The organism is Streptomyces sp. NPDC031365 (genome assembly GCF_055569765.1).
Genome location: NZ_JBVIIM010000015.1, coordinates 1 through 18629, shown reverse-complemented (window position 1 = coordinate 18629; position 18629 = coordinate 1). Strand labels below are relative to the sequence as shown.

10 protein-coding genes, 1 pseudogene and 1 riboswitch are annotated in these 18629 nt (G+C 69.4%); of the genes and pseudogenes, 9 read left to right on the top strand and 2 right to left on the bottom strand.

The genetic code is table 11. From position 1 onward, the window contains the following. Positions 1-2: 2 nt before the first annotated feature. The gene (locus ACZ5C2_RS21990; protein WP_468793427.1) at positions 3-1991 is read left to right on the top strand and encodes a helix-turn-helix domain-containing protein; all 1989 of its coding nucleotides are present in this window, start codon (positions 3-5) and stop codon (positions 1989-1991) included. Positions 1992-2033: 42 nt separating this feature from the next. Here ACZ5C2_RS21990 and ACZ5C2_RS21985 read toward each other — a convergent pair whose 3' ends face one another. Beyond that, complete coding sequence (locus ACZ5C2_RS21985) at positions 2034-3419, bottom strand: MFS transporter (RefSeq protein ID WP_468793424.1); 1386 nt, start codon at positions 3417-3419, stop codon at positions 2034-2036. 799 nt (positions 3420-4218) lie between these two features. Here ACZ5C2_RS21985 and ACZ5C2_RS21980 point away from each other — a divergent pair. From ACZ5C2_RS21980 to ACZ5C2_RS21955, 6 genes and pseudogenes are all read left to right on the top strand, one after another. After that, entirely contained in the window at positions 4219-11889 is a 7671-nt protein-coding gene (locus ACZ5C2_RS21980) for a golvesin C-terminal-like domain-containing protein (protein ID WP_468793844.1), read from the top strand. Then, positions 11886-12371, top strand: a complete 486-nt coding sequence (locus ACZ5C2_RS21975; RefSeq protein ID WP_468793422.1) for a hypothetical protein — start codon at positions 11886-11888, stop codon at positions 12369-12371. Before ACZ5C2_RS21980 ends, ACZ5C2_RS21975 begins: the two co-directional genes overlap by 4 nt. A gap of 198 nt (positions 12372-12569) precedes the next feature. Further along, positions 12570-12753: riboswitch (cobalamin riboswitch) on the top strand. Positions 12754-12783: 30 nt separating this feature from the next. Further along, positions 12784-13288 (top strand): annotated as a pseudogene (locus tag ACZ5C2_RS21970) (energy-coupling factor ABC transporter permease). Further along, positions 13285-13647, top strand: coding sequence for an energy-coupling factor ABC transporter substrate-binding protein (locus ACZ5C2_RS21965; protein WP_361038001.1), 363 nt, complete (start codon positions 13285-13287; stop codon positions 13645-13647). The pseudogene ACZ5C2_RS21970 and the gene ACZ5C2_RS21965 overlap by 4 nt, the downstream one beginning before the upstream one ends. Positions 13648-13653: 6 nt before the next feature. Beyond that, a complete protein-coding gene (cbiQ, locus tag ACZ5C2_RS21960) occupies positions 13654-14898 on the top strand; it encodes a cobalt ECF transporter T component CbiQ (protein ID WP_468793419.1) in 1245 nt (414 codons plus the stop codon). A gap of 75 nt (positions 14899-14973) precedes the next feature. Next, positions 14974-15459: an SAM-dependent methyltransferase gene (locus ACZ5C2_RS21955; RefSeq protein ID WP_114872965.1), complete on the top strand. Its 486-nt coding sequence runs from the start codon at positions 14974-14976 to the stop codon at positions 15457-15459. Between the two features lie 123 nt (positions 15460-15582). Here the strand turns inward: ACZ5C2_RS21955 and ACZ5C2_RS21950 are convergent, their stop codons facing one another. Then, on the bottom strand, positions 15583-16089 hold the full coding sequence (locus tag ACZ5C2_RS21950) for an ATP-binding protein (RefSeq protein WP_468793415.1): 507 nt from the start codon (positions 16087-16089) through the stop codon (positions 15583-15585). Between the two features lie 431 nt (positions 16090-16520). Here ACZ5C2_RS21950 and ACZ5C2_RS21945 point away from each other — a divergent pair, with 431 nt between their 5' ends. Together ACZ5C2_RS21945 and ACZ5C2_RS21940 are read left to right on the top strand one after the other, a co-directional pair. Next, entirely contained in the window at positions 16521-17825 is a 1305-nt protein-coding gene (locus ACZ5C2_RS21945; protein WP_468793412.1) for an XRE family transcriptional regulator, read from the top strand. 32 nt (positions 17826-17857) lie between these two features. Next, positions 17858-18586 carry a phosphotransferase gene (locus ACZ5C2_RS21940; protein ID WP_468793409.1) on the top strand — a complete coding sequence of 243 codons (729 nt, stop codon included), beginning with the start codon at positions 17858-17860 and terminating at the stop codon, positions 18584-18586. The last annotated feature ends 43 nt before the right edge of the window (positions 18587-18629 follow it).

The window sequence follows — 18629 nt, the reverse complement described above, 5'->3', positions numbered from 1 at the left end:
GCATGTCCCGCGAGCACCTGCAGTCCGCCGAGCGTTCCGCCCCCGCTGCCGCAGCGCCGGGCCGGGCACACCCCGACGCCCGTCCCTCCTCCGGCAGCGCCGAGGCGCCGTTCCTCGAGCTGCTGGCCCGCGGCGCCCCCGCCGAGGCCTACGAGCAGCCCGTGCTGCTCGCCCGCGCCGAGGGACTGTCCGCCGAGAGGATCGGCGCCCTCCAGGAGGCCAAGGTGCTCGCCCTGCGCGTGCGGTCCGATCTCGAGGGGCGTCGGCGCCGCGAGGCCGAGCTGTCCGCGCTGTTCGAGACCGCCCACGACCTCGCCGGACTGCGCGACCTGGACGCCGTGCTGCGGGCGATCGTGCAGCGCGCCCGCTCGCTGCTCGGCACCGACGTCGCCTACCTCAGTCTGAACGACACGGCCAGGGGCGACACCTACATGCGGGTCACCGAGGGCTCGGTCGCCGCCCGCTTCCAGCAGCTTCGCCTCGGTATGGGCGAAGGCCTCGGCGGCCTGGTCGCCCAGACGGCCCGCCCCTACGTCACCGACGACTACTTCCGCGACGACCGCTTCCAGCACACCCACACCATCGACACCGGGGTGCGCGACGAGGGCCTCGTCGCCATCCTCGGAGTACCCCTGACGCTCGGCCACCACGTCATCGGCGTTCTGTTCGCCGCCGACCGGCGGGCCAGGGTCTTCGAGCGGGAACAGATCGCCCTGCTCGGTTCCTTCGCAGCCCTCGCCGCGGCCGCCATCGACACCGCCAACCTGCTCGCGGAGACCCGTTCGGCACTCGCCGGCCTGGAGCGCGCCAACGAGATCATCCAGGACCGAAGCGCGGTCATCGAGCGCGCCTCGGACGTCCACGACCGGCTCGCCGAACTGGTCCTGCGCGGCGGCGGGGTGCACGACGTGGCCGCCGCCGTCGCCGAGGTGCTGGACGGCACGGTCGATTTCACCGAGGCCGCCGCGGTGCCGGCCCACGCCCTCGAGTCCTCACGGGCGGAAGGCCACGCCGTACGGCACCGGGAGGACTGGATCGCGGCCGTCACCGCCGGTGACGAACTCCTCGGCGCGCTCGTCCTGAGCGGCCACCCGGGCCTCGACCCCGTCGACCAGCGCACACTGGAGCGCGCGGCCATGGTCACCTCCCTGCTGCTGCTCGCCCGCCGCTCCGCCGCCGAGGCGGAGCAGCGTGTCCGGGGCGAACTGCTCGACGACCTGCTCGACGCCCGTGACCGGGACCCCCGTCTGCTGCGCGAGCGCGCCGCCCGGCTGCACGCCGACCTCGACGCCACCCACGCCGTACTCGCCGCCCGGCTGGAGGGCGGCACCGCCGACGCCGAGCAGGAGGCCGACGCCCGCAGACGGCTGTGGGCAGCCGCCTCGCACCTGGCGGCGACCCGGCAGGGCCTCGCCGCCGCACGCGACGGCGGCACCGTTCTCCTGCTGCCCGTCACCCCCGGCGACACCGCCACCGACCTGGCCCGCCGCACCGCCCGCCACCTGGGAACGGCCGTCCACGAACCGGTCACTGTCGGCGCGTCCGGCCCGGTCGAGCAGCTCACCGCCCGCCCCGACACCGTGGCGGCGGCCTACGCGGAGGCCCGGCGCTGCCTCGACGCCCTGCGTCTCCTCGGCCGCTCCGGCGACGGCTCCGCCGCCGAGGACTTCGGTTTCCTGGGGCTGCTGCTGGCCGGAGAGCGGGACATCGCAGGCTTCGTCGACCGCACCATCGGCCAGGTCGTCGCCTACGACGAACGCCGCGGCACCGATCTGCTGCGCACCCTCGACTCCTACTTCGCCTGTGGCATGAGCCCCGCCCGCACCAAGGACGAGCTCCACGTCCATGTCAACACGGTCGCCCAGCGGCTGGAACGTGTCGGCCGCCTCCTCGGCGACGACTGGCAGAGCCCGGCCCGCGCACTGGAAATCCAGCTCGCCCTGCGCCTGCACCGGCTGTCCGGGGTCGCGCAGCAGCCCGCACGGGGCTGACCCCCGCACGCGGGCGCGTACGGGGGCCGGGGCGGTACCGGATCAGACGGTGCGGGCGTCCTGCTTGGCGGGGGTCCCGACCGGCGCTTCCGGCTTGCCCGAAGGGGCCACGTCCGCCAGGTCACGGTGACGGGTCTCCTTGGCCGCGACCACGGCGACGACCGTGAGCAGGCTCGCGGCGATGACATACAGCGAGATCGGCGTGGAGCTGCCGTAGTCCGCGAGCAGCGCGGTGGCGATCAGCGGCGCCGGGGCTCCCGCCGCGACCGAGGCGAACTGGGCACCGATGGAAGCACCGGAGTAGCGCATGCGGGTCGCGAACATCTCGGAGAAGAAGGCGGCCTGCGGTGCGTACATCGCCCCGTGCAGCACCAGACCGACAGTCACCGCGAGCAGCAGGTTCCCGAAACCGCCGGTGTCGATGAGCCAGAAGAACGGGAACATCCACAGTCCCACCCCGACCGCGCCGATCAGGTACACCGGACGCCGGCCCAGCCGGTCCGACAGGGCGCCCCAGGCGGGGATGACGGCGAAGTGGATCGCCGAGGCGATGAGGACCGCGTTGAGCGCGGTCTGCTTCGAAAGCCCAGCCGAGGTGGTGGCGTACACGAGGATGAAGGCGGTGATCACGTAGTAGCTGATGTTCTCCGCCATACGCGCGCCCATCGCCACCAGCACGTCGCGCCAGTGATGCCGCAGCACCGCCACGACCGGCATCCGCTCCGTGCCGGCGTCCGCCTTGCGGGCCTCGGCCCGTTCCCGCGCCTGCGTGAAGACCGGCGATTCATCGACAGAGAGACGAATCCACAAGCCGACAATCACCAGCACCCCGGACAGCAGGAAGGGGATCCGCCAGCCCCAGGCCCCGAAGGCCGAGTCCGACAGCACGGCGGTCAGCAGCGACAGCACGCCGGTCGCCAGCAGCTGCCCCGCCGGCGCACCGGTCTGCGGCCACGACGCCCAGAACCCGCGCCGTCGCGCGTCCCCGTGCTCCGACACCAGCAGCACGGCACCGCCCCACTCACCGCCCAGCGCGAAGCCCTGGACCAGCCGCAGCACGGTGAGCAGCACGGGCGCGGCACTGCCGATCGTCGCGTGCGTGGGCAGCAGCCCGATCGCGAACGTTGCCCCGCCCATCATCAGCAGGCTCAGCACCAGCAGCTTCTTGCGCCCGAGCCGGTCCCCGTAGTGTCCGAAGACCAGGGCACCCAGCGGCCGGGCGGCAAACCCGACGGCGTACGTCAGGAACGACAGCAGCGTGCCGACCAGCGGGTCGGAGTCCGGAAAGAACAGCTTGTTGAAGACGAGCGCGGCGGCGGAGCCGTAGAGGAAGAAGTCGTACCACTCGATGGTGGTGCCGATGAGGGACGCGGCGACGATGCGCTTGAGGTTGTTCGGAGCTGGTGGAGCGGCTGCGGGCGACGACATCGGCACCACTTCCTGGGGTGTGACGGGGACGTTTGCGTGTCGCCACACCGTAGGAATCCGCAGGTCAGGCGCACATGTGGCGAGACAACATAGTTCGAGGGCCAGCTATGCGCGCGGCCACCATGCCGGCTCATGCAAAGGCGTCTCAGGGGACCGGTGGTGGTCAAAACGAGGGCCGTCCGGGACGCGTAGTTCAGCACGATTTGATGGTGCCGTGCTGACTCCCGTGCTGGTTTGGTGCTGACTAAAATCCCACGTCATCACCCGTCCTCACCTGTCCCGTGCTGACTTGGTGCTGACTACGCTCCGTTGAACTCGGGCATCTGGGATTGATCGCCTCGGAGTCGTTGCGCGGCAGGTGACCGGACTGAGAGACCGAGTCCGGCCTTGCCGCTCAGCCGCCGTCGGCACGGGCAAGGCGCTGCGTCTGGGCACGGTGCACGTTGATCCCAGGAGGTTCTTCGTCTGCTGGTGGTTGAAGTTCACCTTCACCCTGGACACGGACGGTCTGACGCCGAAGGCGCGCAAGGACGGCTCGATCGCGTTCCACGGCGAGTCGACCGACCCGGTGTTGGTGATGCCCGCGGCGTTCATGACGGACGCGCGCAAGGACCGCGAGTCGCCGTACGGCACCGCCTACAGCACCAAGGTCGCCCAGAAGCTGACCCGGGACGGGGACGGCTGGAAGCTGACCGTCGTACCGGACGACGAGTGGCTGGCGGACAAGGACCGTCAGTATCCGGTCATGATCGATCCGACGATCCAGATCGCCCCGACGCCCGCCACGGCGCAGGACGTGATGATCTCCTCGGACGGCCCGGCGTCGAACTACGACGACAACTGGCGCCTGTCGGTCGGCAACACCAGCACCGGCAGCTCCCGGGCCCTGCTCCGCTTCCCGATCGGCAGCATCCCGGCCGGGACCAGGCTGGACTCGGCCGACCTGCGGCTGTACTACGACCAGACGCACACCACCGGCAGCACCGAGGTGCAGCTGGAGGCGCACCGCGCCACCGGTGCCTGGACGGAGTCCGGCGCGACCTGGAACAACGCCAGCGGCCTGACCGGTGAGCTGTCCGGCACCTCGGTCGTCGTGGACGACGGTGACCTGGGTACGACGGCCGCCACCGGCTCGTGGCCCGCCTCGGGGAACACGGCGTACATGCAGTACGCGGTCGGGCAGGACTACCGGTACAACAAGGACACGGTCGCCGGGGACGCCTACACCTGGCAGCCGAGCCTGCCGGAGGACGGCGAGTACCAGGTCGAGGCGCACTACGTGCCCGCCTCCGACCGCGCCACCAACGCCCCCTACACGGTCACCTACGACGGCGGCTCCAAGACGTACACCGTCGACCAGTCGGCGGGCAGCCAGGGCGTCTGGAAGACCCTGGGCACGCACCGCTTCAAGGCGGGCACCGTGGGCAAGGTCGTCCTCGGTGACGGTCCGGCGTCGACGAGCACCGCGGTGATCGCGGACGCGGTCCGGTTCACCAAGGGCGGTGTGGTCACCAAGCAGCCCTCGCAGGTGAACACCTGGCACTCGTTCCCGGTGACGAAGACGGTCCAGCAGTGGATCGACGGCACCTACGACAACCACGGCTTCGTCGTGAAGGCGGGCGACGAGTCCGCCAGCGGCCCGAAGGGCGGCCCGCGCTACGAGGGCAGCGAGTTCGGCTACGGCGGCGAGACCGCCAACTACCCGCGCCTGGTGCTGACCTACGGCCGCCCGGGCGTGGAGCTGGACCCGCCGACGACGATCCACGACACCGGCGCGGAGCTGAAGTGGTCGGCCTACACCGACCCGTCGACCACCACCACGGCCGACGACATCGCCGAGTACCAGGTGCACCGCTCGGTGTTCCAGACCTTCACCCCGTCGGCGGCCCCCCTGGTCGCGCCGGTGGCCTCGAACAGCACCTCCTACACGGACACCTCGGCCACCCCGACCGCGGCGGACAGCTCCGACCCGTTCGGGCGGGCGTACTACTACATGGTCGCCGTCAAGACGAAGGACGGCCGGGTGACCCCGGCGCCGACCCAGCTGGTCCGGCTGCCGAAGGCGGGTCGCACCACCAAGGTGGTCGAGGCCGCGCAGGACACCACCCTGTCGTCGACGGAGTCGACGACCCCGCACGACACGATCACCGACGGCGTGCCGCAGAACTGGCTCACCGTCGGCAACAACTCCGCCACCTACGGCACCACCCGTGCGGCGCTGAAGTTCCCCGACCTGGGAATCCCCGCCTCCGCCCGCGTGATGGACGCCACCCTGCGCCTGTGGAGCACGCAGACCACCACCGGGGCCTCCGGCGCGGTCTACGAGCTGCGCCCGCTGACCCGTGACTTCGACGAGGCCACGGCGACCTGGACCAAGGCCGACGCCACCACCAACTGGACCACCCCCGGCGGCGACGCCGGTGCCCCGCTCGCCGACACGGTCCCGGCGATGAGCAACGACCCGGCCCGCCAGGACTGGAGTGCCACCAGCCTGGTCCAGGACTGGGTACGCGGCTCGGGCGGCGGTCAGGGCGTTCTGTTGAGGATGCAGAACGAGTCGCTCCAGCAGGAGCGCACCGTATTCCTGTCCTCCGAGGCGTCGGAGAAGCGGCTGCGTCCGCGTGTGGTGGTGACGTACATCGACTCGACCACCGCTTCGACGTACCACGCGCCGAAGACCCCGGCGCGGATGACGCCGAACTCGGACTACTCGGTCGAGTTCACCCTCACCAACACCATCTGGCGCGCGGCCGACCAGGCGCTGTCCTACACCTGGGCCCTCCCGGACGGCACCGACGCCACCACCGCCGGCAACCAGGCCCGGACGGCGCTGCCCAGGGACGTGGTCCCCGGTGACACGATCACCCTCCAGGCGCAGGTCAAGACGCCCATCAACTCCGACTCGGGCAACAAGCGCACCGACTACGTCCTGACCTGGGACCTGCTCAACACCACCACCGGCACCTGGCTCTCCGAGGGCACCGGAGGCATCCCCGGCCTGAAGCAGAACGTCGCGGTCGAGGACCCCACCTCCAACACCCTCGGCATGGAGAAGTTCTACGCCTACACCGGGAAGAACACCGGCGCGGGCTCGACCGTCATGAACAACCTGTCGGCCGGTAACAGCGTCTGGTCGTACAACGCGTTCACCAACCCCGGCCGGGGTCTGTCGACGTTCGCGCGGTTCGCGTACAACTCGCTCGACACCTCGGACACCGTCACGGGTGCGGGCTGGTCGGCGCAGCTGGCCGGGCCGATCCGGCTCGGCGCGTCGCTGGACTTCCACCCGAACCCGCACCCGACCGAGGTGCGCCTCCCGGACGGTGACGGCACCACGCACGTCTTCCGCAAGCAGACCGACGGCACCTGGAAGGCACCGGCGGGTGTCCACTACCGGCTCACCGCGAAGGCGGGCCTGGACTGCACCCCGGACAAGGACCCGGTGCCGGACGCCTGGACGTTGCTGCGCCCGGACGGCACCCGCTTCTACTTCGGCTGCGACGGCTATCTGACCTCGGTGGTCGACAAGAACGGCAACACGCAGACGTACACGTACGAGGAGCGCAAGTCCAACAACAAGCCGACGAAGTTCCTCACGTACATCACCGACCCGGCGGGCCGTCAGTCCCTCACGGTCGACTACTACAAGAAGGGCGACGCGTCGTACGACTACATCGACGACACCGGCGCCAAGGTCACCGGCTCCAACCTGACCAACTCCAAGATCTACGACCACATCAAGTCCGTCACGGACATCTCCGGCCGGAAGATCTCCTTCTACTACACCGACAAGGGCCTGCTGGGGCAGTTCACCGACGGTGACGGCGCCGCGCAGCCGAAGATCTTCAAGTTCACCTACGACGCCACCCAGGGCAACACGAACGTCAAGCTGGTCAAGGCGACCGACCCGCGCGGCAACGCCACCCAGCTCGCGTACAACACCCCCACGGCGGGCGACAACCCGAAGTACCACTGGTGGACCAAGACCATCACCGACCGCCTCGGCGGCGACACCGGCTTCACCTACGCGGCCGACACCGTGAACACGGGCTTCACCAGGACCACGGTGACGGACGCCGAGAACCACGCCACGCGGTACGTCACCGACGACTTCGGTCGCGCCGTCGAGACGACGAACGCGAAGTCACAGGTCACGAAGATGGTGTGGGATGCCGACAACAACGTCACGTATCTGGAGGAGGACAACGGCGCCAAAACCGCGTACTGCTACGACCAGAAGACGGGTTACCCGCTCTGGCAGCGCGACGCGGAGAACAACAGTACCGGCGTCCCGCCGCAGTCCGACTGCGCGCCCGGCACCTACCCGGCCAACGCGGCGAAGTTCGAGTATCAGACCCGCGCCGACGGCTACTCCGCCGACCTGTTCCGCAAGACCTCACCCGAGGGCCGCGCCTGGCAGTTCGGCTACGACACCTTCGGCAACCTGAAGACGGTCACCGACCCCAAGGGCGTCGCCACGACGACCGCCGGTGACTACACCACGTCGTACGAGTACGACTCCTACGGCCAGCTCGCCAAGGCGATCGACGCCAACGAGAACTCGACGTCGTACAGCGGCTTCGGGCCCACGGGCTACCCGGCGACGATCACCGATGCCCTGACCAACGAGACGCTGTTCGAGTACGACGACCGCGGCAACGTCACCAAGGTGACCGACCCCAACGAGAAGGCGACGACCCAGAAGTACGACACCTTCGGCCGTCCGCTCGCCAGCACGACGCCCAAGGAGCAGGACAAGGGCGTCCTGGTCACCGTCCCGGCCCCGGAGTACGACGCCAACGACAACGTCACCAAGTCGACGGCCCCCAACGGCGCCGTCTCCACGGCGGTCTACGACGCGGCCGACCAGGTCACCTCGGCCACCGCGCCCAAGGACACCAGCACGTCGGCCGAACGCAAGTCGGCCTACACCTACGACAAGGTCGGCAACCTCAAGACCACAACAGAGCCCAAGGGCACGCTGACCACCACCGACACCACCGACTACGTCACCACCCAGCACTACGACGCGATCTACCAGCTCACCTCGGTCGTCAACGCCGCGGGTGACAAGATCTCCTACGAGTACGACAACGTCGGCAACCTGGTCACGGTCGTCGACCCCAAGAAGAACGCGACCGCCGGCACCACCGACTACACCACCAAGACCGCCTACGACCTGAACCACCGGGTCACCAAGGTCACCGACGCGGCCGGGAAGACCACCGAGCGGACCTACGACAAGGACTCGCTGGTCGTCTCCACCACGGACGCCGAGAACAACACCACGACCGTCTCCTACGACGAGCGCGGCAAGGTCTCCGCGATCAAGGTCCCGCACTCGGGCACCACGTCGATCACCTACCGGACGACGAAGTACGAGTACGACGAGGTCGGCAACCGCACCAAGCTGATCACGCCGCGTGCCGTCGCGGCCGGGACGACCACGGCGTTCACCCAGCGCACCGAGTACGACGCGCTGAACCGCCCGGTCAAGCAGTACCAGCCCTACGATCCGGCGGACACCCGCCACAACGACCCGAACGTCTACACCGAGACGGTGTACGACGCGGTCGGCCGGGTGGCGAAGACCTCGCTGCCGCCGTCCGACGGGCAGACGGTCCGCAACGACACCACCTACAGCTACTTCGACAACGGCTGGGTGCGGTCGACCACGGACCCGTGGGACATCGTCACGACGTACGACTACAACGACCTCGGCAAGCAGACGGCCAGGACGCTGACCTCGGCGGGCGGTTCCTCGGACCGCACCATGAGCTGGACGTACTACCCCGACGGCAAGCTCAAGTCGAAGTCGGACGACGGTGTTCCGGTCGGCAGGAGCGTCGTCCTCGTCGACAACTCCGACACCCAGAACACCTCCTCCACCGGCACCTGGACGAAGGGGGACCGCACCGGCCAGCAGGGCTACGACCACGTCACCCACGCGGCGGGCACCGGCACCGACGCCTTCACCTGGACGCTCAACGTCCCCAAGGACGGCACCTACACCGCGTACGTGAAGTACCCGGAGGTGACGGGCGCCGCGACCACGGCCAAGTACACGCTCACCCACGGCACCACCACCGAACCGTCGGTGACCAAGGACCAGACCGCGAACCCGCGGACCTGGGTGCAGTTGGGCTCGTACAGCCTCAAGCAGGGCGAGGACACCGAGCTGAAGCTGGACCAGAACAGCGGCGGCGTCGCCGTCGCCGACGCGGTCAAGCTGGTCCGCGACACCAGCGGTGAGACCGACGACGAGAAGAAGACCTTCGCCTACGCCTACGACGTCAACGGCAACCTGACCTCGATCGACGACACCTCGTCCGGGGCCAGGATCGACGCCTACTCGGTCGCCTACACCGGCCTCAACCAGGTCCAGAAGGTCACCGAGGCGCTCGCCGGGCAGGAGAAGAAGGCCACCTCGTACACCTACGACGCCAACGGCCAGCCGGAGACGGTCACCCACCCCGACCAGTTCTCCCGGTACACCTACGACCTGCGCGAGCTGGTCAAGACGGTGTCGGTCGGCAAGTCGGCGACGGACGCCGACCCGAAGGTGACCTCGTACACCTACACCGACCGCGGCCAGAAACTGAAGGAGACCAAGGCCAACGGCAACACGGTCGACTACACCTACTACCTCGACGGCTCGCTGAAGACCTCGGTGGAGAACAAGGGCAACGGCACCCTCGTCGCCTCGCACACCTACGCCTACGACGCCAACGGCAACAAGGCGCAGGACGTGGCCGAGAAGATGAACGCCGACAACCACACGGCGTACCTGTCCTCCACCACCGACTACACCTACGACCCGGCCGACCGGCTGCGGGAGTCGGTGAAGACCGGAAACGGCGCCGCCACCGAGACCTACGTCCACGACGACAACGCCAACGTCATCCGGCAGACGGTCAAGGGCAAGGAGACCGTCTACGGCTACGACCGCAACCGGCTGCTGACCGCCAGCACCGGTGGCGTCACCGCCGACTACAACTACGACCCCTTCGGCCGTCAGGAGTCGGTCACCTCCGACGGTGAGATCGTCGAGCGGAGCGTGTACGACGGCTTCGACCACGTCGTGGAGTCCCAGAAGATGGACGACACCGGCGCGCTGAAGTCGACGAAGTACACCTTCGACCCGCTGGACCGCACCGCGTCGAAGACGACGGACGGCAAGACCACCGACTTCGCGTACCTGGGCCTGTCGACCGAGGTCCTGGACGAGAAGGTCGCCGGCGAGCTGACCAAGTCCTACCAGTACAGCCCGTGGGGCGAGCGCCTGTCGCAGGTCAAGCACAACGGCGACGGCACGACCGAGGACGGCTACTACGGCTACAACAGCCACACCGACGTCGAGACCCTGACCGACGACACCGGCAACACCAAGGCCACCTACGGCTACACCGCCTACGGCGCGGACGACGACTCCGAGTTCACCGGCGTCGACAAGCCCAGCGCCACCGATCCCACCAAGGAGGCGTACAACCCCTACCGCTACAACGCCAAGCGCTGGGACGCCCACTCCGGCACCTACGACATGGGCTTCCGGAACTACGACCCGGGGCTCAACCGCTTCACGACCCGGGACATGTACAACGGCGCCCTCGCCGACATGGGTCTCGGTACCGATCTGATGACCGGTAACCGCTACGCGTTCGGCGGCGGCAACCCGTCCACGTTCATCGAGTACGACGGCCACCGCCCGGTCGAGTGCGACGAGTCCGGGTACAGCTGCCGGATGAACAGCGCGGGCGGCTGGGACATCGACTACGTCGAGCCGAGCGTCGATCTGGACCCGGCCCCCGGGACGGACTCCTACGGCGGAAGCGAGGCCGACGCGCAGAAGCTGAGCAGCCAGACCGTCGCCTGGGGCCTCGCCTACGCGAAGAAGTACGGTGTCGACGAGCAACTGGTCGTCGCCCTGCTCATGCAGGAGCAGCCGTTCTACACGACGTGGCCGGAGGGCCTGGACGAGATGGCGAAGTGGGGGGTCTCCACTGGCGGCGCGTGGACCGCGAGGCTCATCGACAGGGACCCCAGCTCCGGCTCCGTGCAGATGAAGGCGGCGACCGCTCGCCAGACGCTGATCGACGCCGGTTACGATGAATTCGAAGGCACATCGCTCGATGCCATCCGTCACGCGCTGAATGTGAACGAGGAGTTCGCCGTCTCCGTCGCGGTCCTGAAACTGAAGGTGGACACCACCAGGGGCAGCAACGCCAAGCAGGCGTATCTTGGCTACTCGCTCAGCGACGACGAGGCGGCCCGTCTGCGCGTCCCGGGTGACAACCTGGCGCAGAGCAGCTCGATCATCTCCAGGAGATCGGCGCGGTTCGACGCGAACATGGCCTACCTGTCCGGAACCGGGCAGTCCATGTCCGACCTGTTCGGGCTGTCGTCGCTGCCGGCCACTCAGTACGGGGATCCGGGCGGCTTTTGCTCCAACGTCGTGAGGAACTGTGGATGATCCTGCAATGGACAAGAACGCTTCGCCTGACGGGAGCGGCCGTGGCCGTCGTCGTGTTGGCGGCCGGGTGGATTCTCATCCGTGAGTGGATGCAGCTGCCCGGTGTGCCGGACGACGTGGTCGAGTCCGCCGCTTCCGGGAATGTGCGCATCCTGGCCGAAGGGCACTCCTCGAACCCGGGGAACGACTGGGAGGAATCGCTCGCCCTCCTTGCCGTCTCCCCGGTGTCCGCGGACGGCGATCCCGCCGAGGACATCGCCAAGTCCCTCCGGTCGGCGGGCTGGAGCACGCGAGCGGGCGGAGTCGGTCCGCTGCTCTTGTCCGGGGACACTCCGGCGGAACATCCCGAATACGGGGTGACGGTGCAGAGCTACGAGGACTTCCCCTGCCTCGCTCGACCCGAGGTCTGTGAGGAGTTCGAGAGCGCGGCGGAAGACGGCGACGAGAACCTGTTCGTGGCCACCTTCATGCCGTACGTCTGAGAGTCCCGTCCACAGTACCGACGAGGGGCCCCGGTCAGCCTGGCGCTGACCGGGGCCCCCTCCGCGGTCCACCGGAACTCCTCCAGGGCCGTCGAGTGTGAGACATGGCACCTCCGGGGTGTCCGAGTGCACCGGTGTGCGGGTGTGCGCCCGGATTCGCGCCCCTGATGCCCGCTTGTCACCACCCCCGGGGGCCGATTACTGTCACCACGCCTTGGTGAACGGGAAATCCGGTGTGATGCCGGTGCGGCCCTCGCCACTTGATCGGGAAGTCCGGCTCCAGCCCTTACGGGCAGCCACTGGGTCCTTCGGGACCCGGGAAGGCGGGGCACGGGCGGTGGTACCCGTCAGCCAGGAGACCGGCCAAGGCGCGTCAACCATCCACGAGGTGCTGGAGAGGGTCTGCTGAGCCATGCACATAGCCGAGGGTTTCCTGCCTCCGGCGCACGCGATCGCCTGGGGTGCCGCGTCCGCTGATGGCGGTCCTCGGCACCATCACGCTGCTGTTCCAGGCGCTGCTGCTGGCGCACGGCGGGCTGACCACGCTCGGCGCCAACGTCTTCTCCATGGCGATCGTCGGCCCCTGGGCCGGATACGGGGTCTACCGGCTGCTGCGCCGGTACGACGTGCCGCTGATGGGCGCCGTCTTCGGCGGCGCGTTCGTCGCCGACCTGTCCACGTACTGCGTCACCAGCGTCCAGCTGGCGCTGGCGTTCCCCGACCCGGGCAGCGGGTTCCTGGGCGCGCTCGGCAAGTTCGGCGCCATCTTCGCCGTCACGCAGATCCCGCTCGCGGTGAGCGAGGGCCTGCTGACGGTGCTGGTGATGCGGCTGCTGGTGCAGTCCAGCAAGGGGGAGCTGACCCGGCTCGGGGTGCTGCTGGCGAGGCCCGCGAAGCGTGCGGCGGTGGCCCGGTGAAGCGCAACACGAAGATCAATCTGCTGCTGCTCGCGGTGGCTGCGCTGGCGGTGCTGCCGCTGGCGCTCGGTCTGGGCGACCACAAGGAGGAGCCGTTCACCGGCGCCGACGGCGAGGCGGAGACGGCGATCGTCGAGAACGAGCCGGACTACGAGCCCTGGTTCTCGCCGCTGTACGAACCGCCGTCCGGGGAGATCGAGTCGGGGCTGTTCTCCCTCCAGGCGGCGATCGGCGCGGGCGTCCTCGCCTACTACTTCGGCCTGCGCCGGGGCAGGCGGCAGGGCGAGGAACGGGCCCGCGCGGCGGCCTCGGCCGATGCCGGGGAACCCGCCAAGGGCCCGGCAGCGGACGGGGACTGACCTCCCGTGCTGCCCATCGACGCGGCGGCGCACGGCAGTCGCTGGCGCCGCCGCCATCCCGTGGACAAAGCCGTGCTCGGGCTCGGCCTGACCGTGCTCGCGATCTCGCTGCCGGCCTGGCCGGGCGCGGCGCTGGTGCTGGTGACGGCGCTGGTGCTGCTGCTCGGCCCGGCCGGGGTGCCGGGCCGGGGGCTGTGGCGGGCGTACAAGGTGCCGTTGGGTTTCTGCGTGACGGGCGCCGCGACGCTGCTGGTGCAGGTCGGCGGACCTGAGGGGTTCGTGTCGCTGGCCGACGACGGGCCGTCGCGCGCCGGGGAGTTGCTGCTGCGGACGTCGGCGGCGTCGCTCGGGGTGCTGCTGTTCGCGTTCACCACCCCGATGTCCGATCTGCTGCCGCGCCTGGTGCGCGCCGGGGTGCCCGCGCCCGTGGTCGACGTCGCCCTGGTGACGTACCGGATGAGCTTCCTGCTGCTCGACTCGGTGCGCCGCATCCGGGCGGCGCAGGCCGCGCGGCTCGGGCACACCACCCGGGCCGCGGCCTGGCGGTCCCTGGCGGGGCTCGGCGCGACCGCGTTCGTGCGGGCCTTCGACCGGGCGGCCCGGCTGCAGGCGGGGCTCGCCGGGCGTGGCTACGACGGCTCCCTGCGCGCCCTTGCCCACCAAGCCGTGGACCTCGGACATCCGCGTAGGGCACTCGCCCTGGCCGATGCCTCCATGTCCCGCGACCGCTACGGTCAGGCGAGCCCCCGGGAGAAAGCCCTGCTCGCGATCGTCCACGCGCGAGCCCTGGCGGCCGACGGTGACCATCCCGCAACTCTCGCGGCCATCAGCCGCGCGGAACGGGACCTCGCTCGAGCCGACAACAACGAGGCGCCGGGCCGCGTGGGCTTCTTCCAGGAAGCCTCCCTTGCCCACGAGACGGCCTGTGCCCTGCGCGATCTTGGGCAGCCGCTCGACGCAGAAATCCACTTCAAATGCAGCGTCGCCACCCGCCGCCGCCAGCAGTACGCCCGCACCCACAGCGTGACCCTCGGCTACCTCGGCGCCGTACAGGTGCAGCAGGGCCACGTCGACGAGGCGTGCGCGACCTGGAGCCGCGCTCTGGACGCCATGACCGGCGTGCAGTCCGGACGGGCCCGGGACGTCATCGTCCGCATGCGGAGTGACCTGTCTCCCGTGCGCGGCCGCGGCGGCCGTCACATCGCGGAGCTCGACCGCCGCGCCCGGGAGATGCTGCGAGCCATAAGCTGACACCCGATCACGTCGGCGTCCTGCTGCGAGGCGTGCAGCCGTGCCGGTAGTCAGAGGGATGGAGAGGGAAGAACGGTGCCCAGCTACGAGGTCAGCTCGATCGCCACGGTCGTCGGAGGTCACACCCAGGTCCTGGACGACTACCAGGGCGGCGTCCGCTCGATCATCCGGCTCAACGACGAGTACCCGCTGGAGACCCTCCAGGGCATTGGGGAGTTTTCGCACCTCACCGTGGTTTGGCGCTTCCACCGGGCGCGCCCCGAAGACGTGCAGTTGCACGCCCGCAGCCCGCGCGGCGACGCCCGATGGCCGGCGACCGGCACCTTCGTGCACCGCAACCACCGCCGCCCCAACCAACTCGCGATCAGCTTCCCGCGCCTGGTCGACGTCGACGGCCGGGACCTTCACGTCACCGACCTCGACGCGGTCGACGGCACTCCCGTGTTGGACCTCGCCCCGTACTTCCAGCAGATGGGCCCACGAGGCCCGATCCGCCAGCCGGCCTGGCCCGGTGAGATGCTCGCCCCGACCTACTGGAGCGACGCCAGCGAGCGCCCGTAGTTGTGTGGAGAGCAGCGGGGCATCCTTCAGACGGCCACTCGGCTCGTCGAGCACGCACGGCGTGAAGACTCCCGGTGTCACAGGAAGTCGTCGGGTTCGGAGGTTTTTCGATGACATGGGTTGTCACGCCGATCGAGAGAGGAGCCCAGTGGGCTCCGGGCAACGGAAGAGGGCCCACACGCCCTTGCCGGTGACCCCTTGGGCGTTTTCTCGCGGCGCTGCCGTCCAGTAGTCGGCCACCGCGTCGACGAGCTTCAGACCACGGCCACAAGTGGCATGCGGGGCAGGCCGAACGGCCGCCATGGACGTCTCGTTGGAGTTGTCAGTGACCAGAACACCCAGCGCTCTGCCCGGCTTGAGGGCCAGCGTGATACCGACGTGCTCGCTGTCGTCCGCCGGCCGGGTCCGGCCGTGCAGCACCGCGTTGGTGACCAGCTCGCTGACAGCCAGTACCACCCCGTCGGTGAAGTCCCCCGCCTCGGGGAAGTGCCAGCCGAAGAGCTGCTGCCGGACGAAGGACCGCGCGTCGCGAACCGACGCCGGCGTGCTCTCGACCTCGATTGCCGCACGCTCGATTCCCTGACCATCGGCCAGCTCGGCCAGGACCGTGTGATACGGCGAGGACGTCATCGATCCACCTCCCTGTGGGTGACGAACGCTGCGTCTTCCCGCCGCAAGGTGCAGTGGGAGGCGACGGCGAATGCAGGCCCGGCGACCGGGCGTTCGACGCCACCGGCCGACGAGCGGTTCGTCGGGCTTCTGGGAGCAGCAAGGTTCGCCCCACCGGTATCGACGAACAACAGTCACCCTTCGCCGATCAGTCACTTCTTGCTTGCAGGTGACTGATCCGGTCGCCAGGCCGTCGAATCAGTCACTGATTACGCGGATGGGGGAGTGCCTCACCGATACGCTGCCGGGAGTAGGAGCAGGGCGAGTTGCAGGAGGGGCCTTGGACCACAAGCCGCACCGTCCGGTCCTGTGCACAGCGGTTACGCGAGGACGCCGTCGACCGTGGAGAGCCGGTCCAGGAAACCGCCCATCGGATCCACGCCCACTGCGGTGTGACGCTGCTCCGCGCGCATCGCCTGGCGCGGGGGCTGACCCTGCAGGAGGCCGCCGACGGCCTCAACACTCTCGGAGCACGGTACGAAGCAGCGCCCCGGGCGGACGGTGATCAACTGGGTCACTGGGAAAAGGGCCGGCAGCCCCGCCCGGTCACCGTGGACCTGTTGTGCGAGTTCTACGCGAGCACGGCCCAGGACCTGGGACTGCGCGGAAGCAGCCAGTTCTCGTCGCCAGACGAGCCTCCGGCTGAGGAGAGGGCGCCGGCACGGAGATCCCAGCAGGCACTCACCCCCGCGGTCGCCTCACGACGCGCGGCGGACACGATTCCCCTCTCCTTCGACCAGCAGATCGACGCCGCCCGGCGGTCGGTCGACCGCACCCTTGCGGTGGGCACGGTGACGCCCACACAGCTGGACCTGCTCGACGAGCAGCTGCTGTGGGCGCGCGAACAGTACGTCTACACGCCGCCCGCGCCGATGATCGAGATTCTGCTGGGCCACCTGTCCGAGGTCGAGGACATCGCCGCCCACCGTCAGCCGGCCGCTGTACAGGTCCGGCTCTCCGAACTCACAGCGATGATCGCCACACTGATCGCCGACGCCCTGATGAAACTCGGGCACCTCCGCCGGGCGCAGTCCTGGTACGCCACCGCCCGCAACGCGGCCGACGACAGCGGCAACACCGAGCTGCGCGCCCGCGTCCGCGCACAGGCCGCCATGCTCCCGTACCACTACGGCCCGATCGAGGCCGCAGTCGCCCTGTCCAGAGAGGCACGAATCCTCTGCCGCAACCGGCCCACGCCCACCGCCGCCTTCGCTTCGGCCGCCGAGGCACGGGCCTTGGCGAAGCTTGGTCATGCGGAGGGAGCGGAAGCCGCCCTTCGGCAGGCCACCGAGATCTTCGAGCGAAGCCACGCCAGAGCGGACACGGGCAACGACGCCTTCGCTTTCCCTGAGCGGCGCTTTCTCCTCTATATGAGCGGCACCCTCACCGCCCTCCGGCGGACCGCCGAAGCCCGACGCGTCCAGGAGAGCGCGCTCGCTCTGTACCCGGAAAAGACCGGCATCGACCCGGCCCTCCTCCACTTCGAGGCAGCCCTCTGCCTCGCCCACGAACACAGCACCGAGGAAGCATGCCAACTGGCGGCCGCCACGTTCCTGCGGACAGATCCGGCGCATCGGACCCCTATCGTCGAGGAGCGGGCGCGGGAGGTCGTGGAAGTCCTGCCGCCGCGCGTTCGAGGCAGCCGTGTGGCGCGGGAACTGCGCGAAATTCTCGCACTTCCTCCCGGCCAGATGTGACACTCGGCCATGTGTCCGCGAGCCTGGAACGCATGAGAGAGATGGCGCCGGCCCCCGGCGGGTACGACGAGGCCGAGATGCACCGGATCCTGGAACGGGCGTGCGCTGCCGCCTGCCTCGACAGCCGCGGTTCCCGCCTCCTCCGCGGCCACACCAACGCGGTTGTCCTGCTGGAGAAGGAACAAGTCGTCGCGAAGATCGCCCGCAAGGGCTCCCGGGTCGAAGACGTGACCCGCAAGGTCGAGTTCGTCAGGCGGCTCATGGCCGCGGGCTTCCCCACCGTTCCGCTCCACCCCGTCGACCAGCCCGTCCTCGTCGACGGCCACGCGGTCACCTTCTGGACCTACCTGCCCCAGCCCGAGCAGCCCGTAGAGGCCCAGCAACTGGCGCAGCCCCTCCGTGAGCTCCACAACTTGCCCCTGCCATCGCTTTGCTTCCCCGAGCACGACAACGTCGGGGCCATCCGACGCTCACTGTCCGCCATAACGTGCCTGCCGCCTGACGCCATCCGATTCATGGAAGCGCAGACGGATCGCCTCGCAGCCGAGCTCCGAGACATTCGTTTCCCCCTGGCCCGAGGGCTGATCCAAGGCGACCCCCAGCACCGGAACGCCCTCCACGCCCCGGACGGCGGGGCGGTCCTGTGCGACTGGGATACGGTCGCCTACGGCCAGCCCGAATGGGACCTGGTCACGATCGAGGTGCACTGCCCCTCTCTGTCAGCCTTGGGTGAGACGTCCCGCTCTGCGGGGTTAGCCTGAGAGGGCACGACAGGAGAACCGCCCCATATGCCAAGCACTGAGC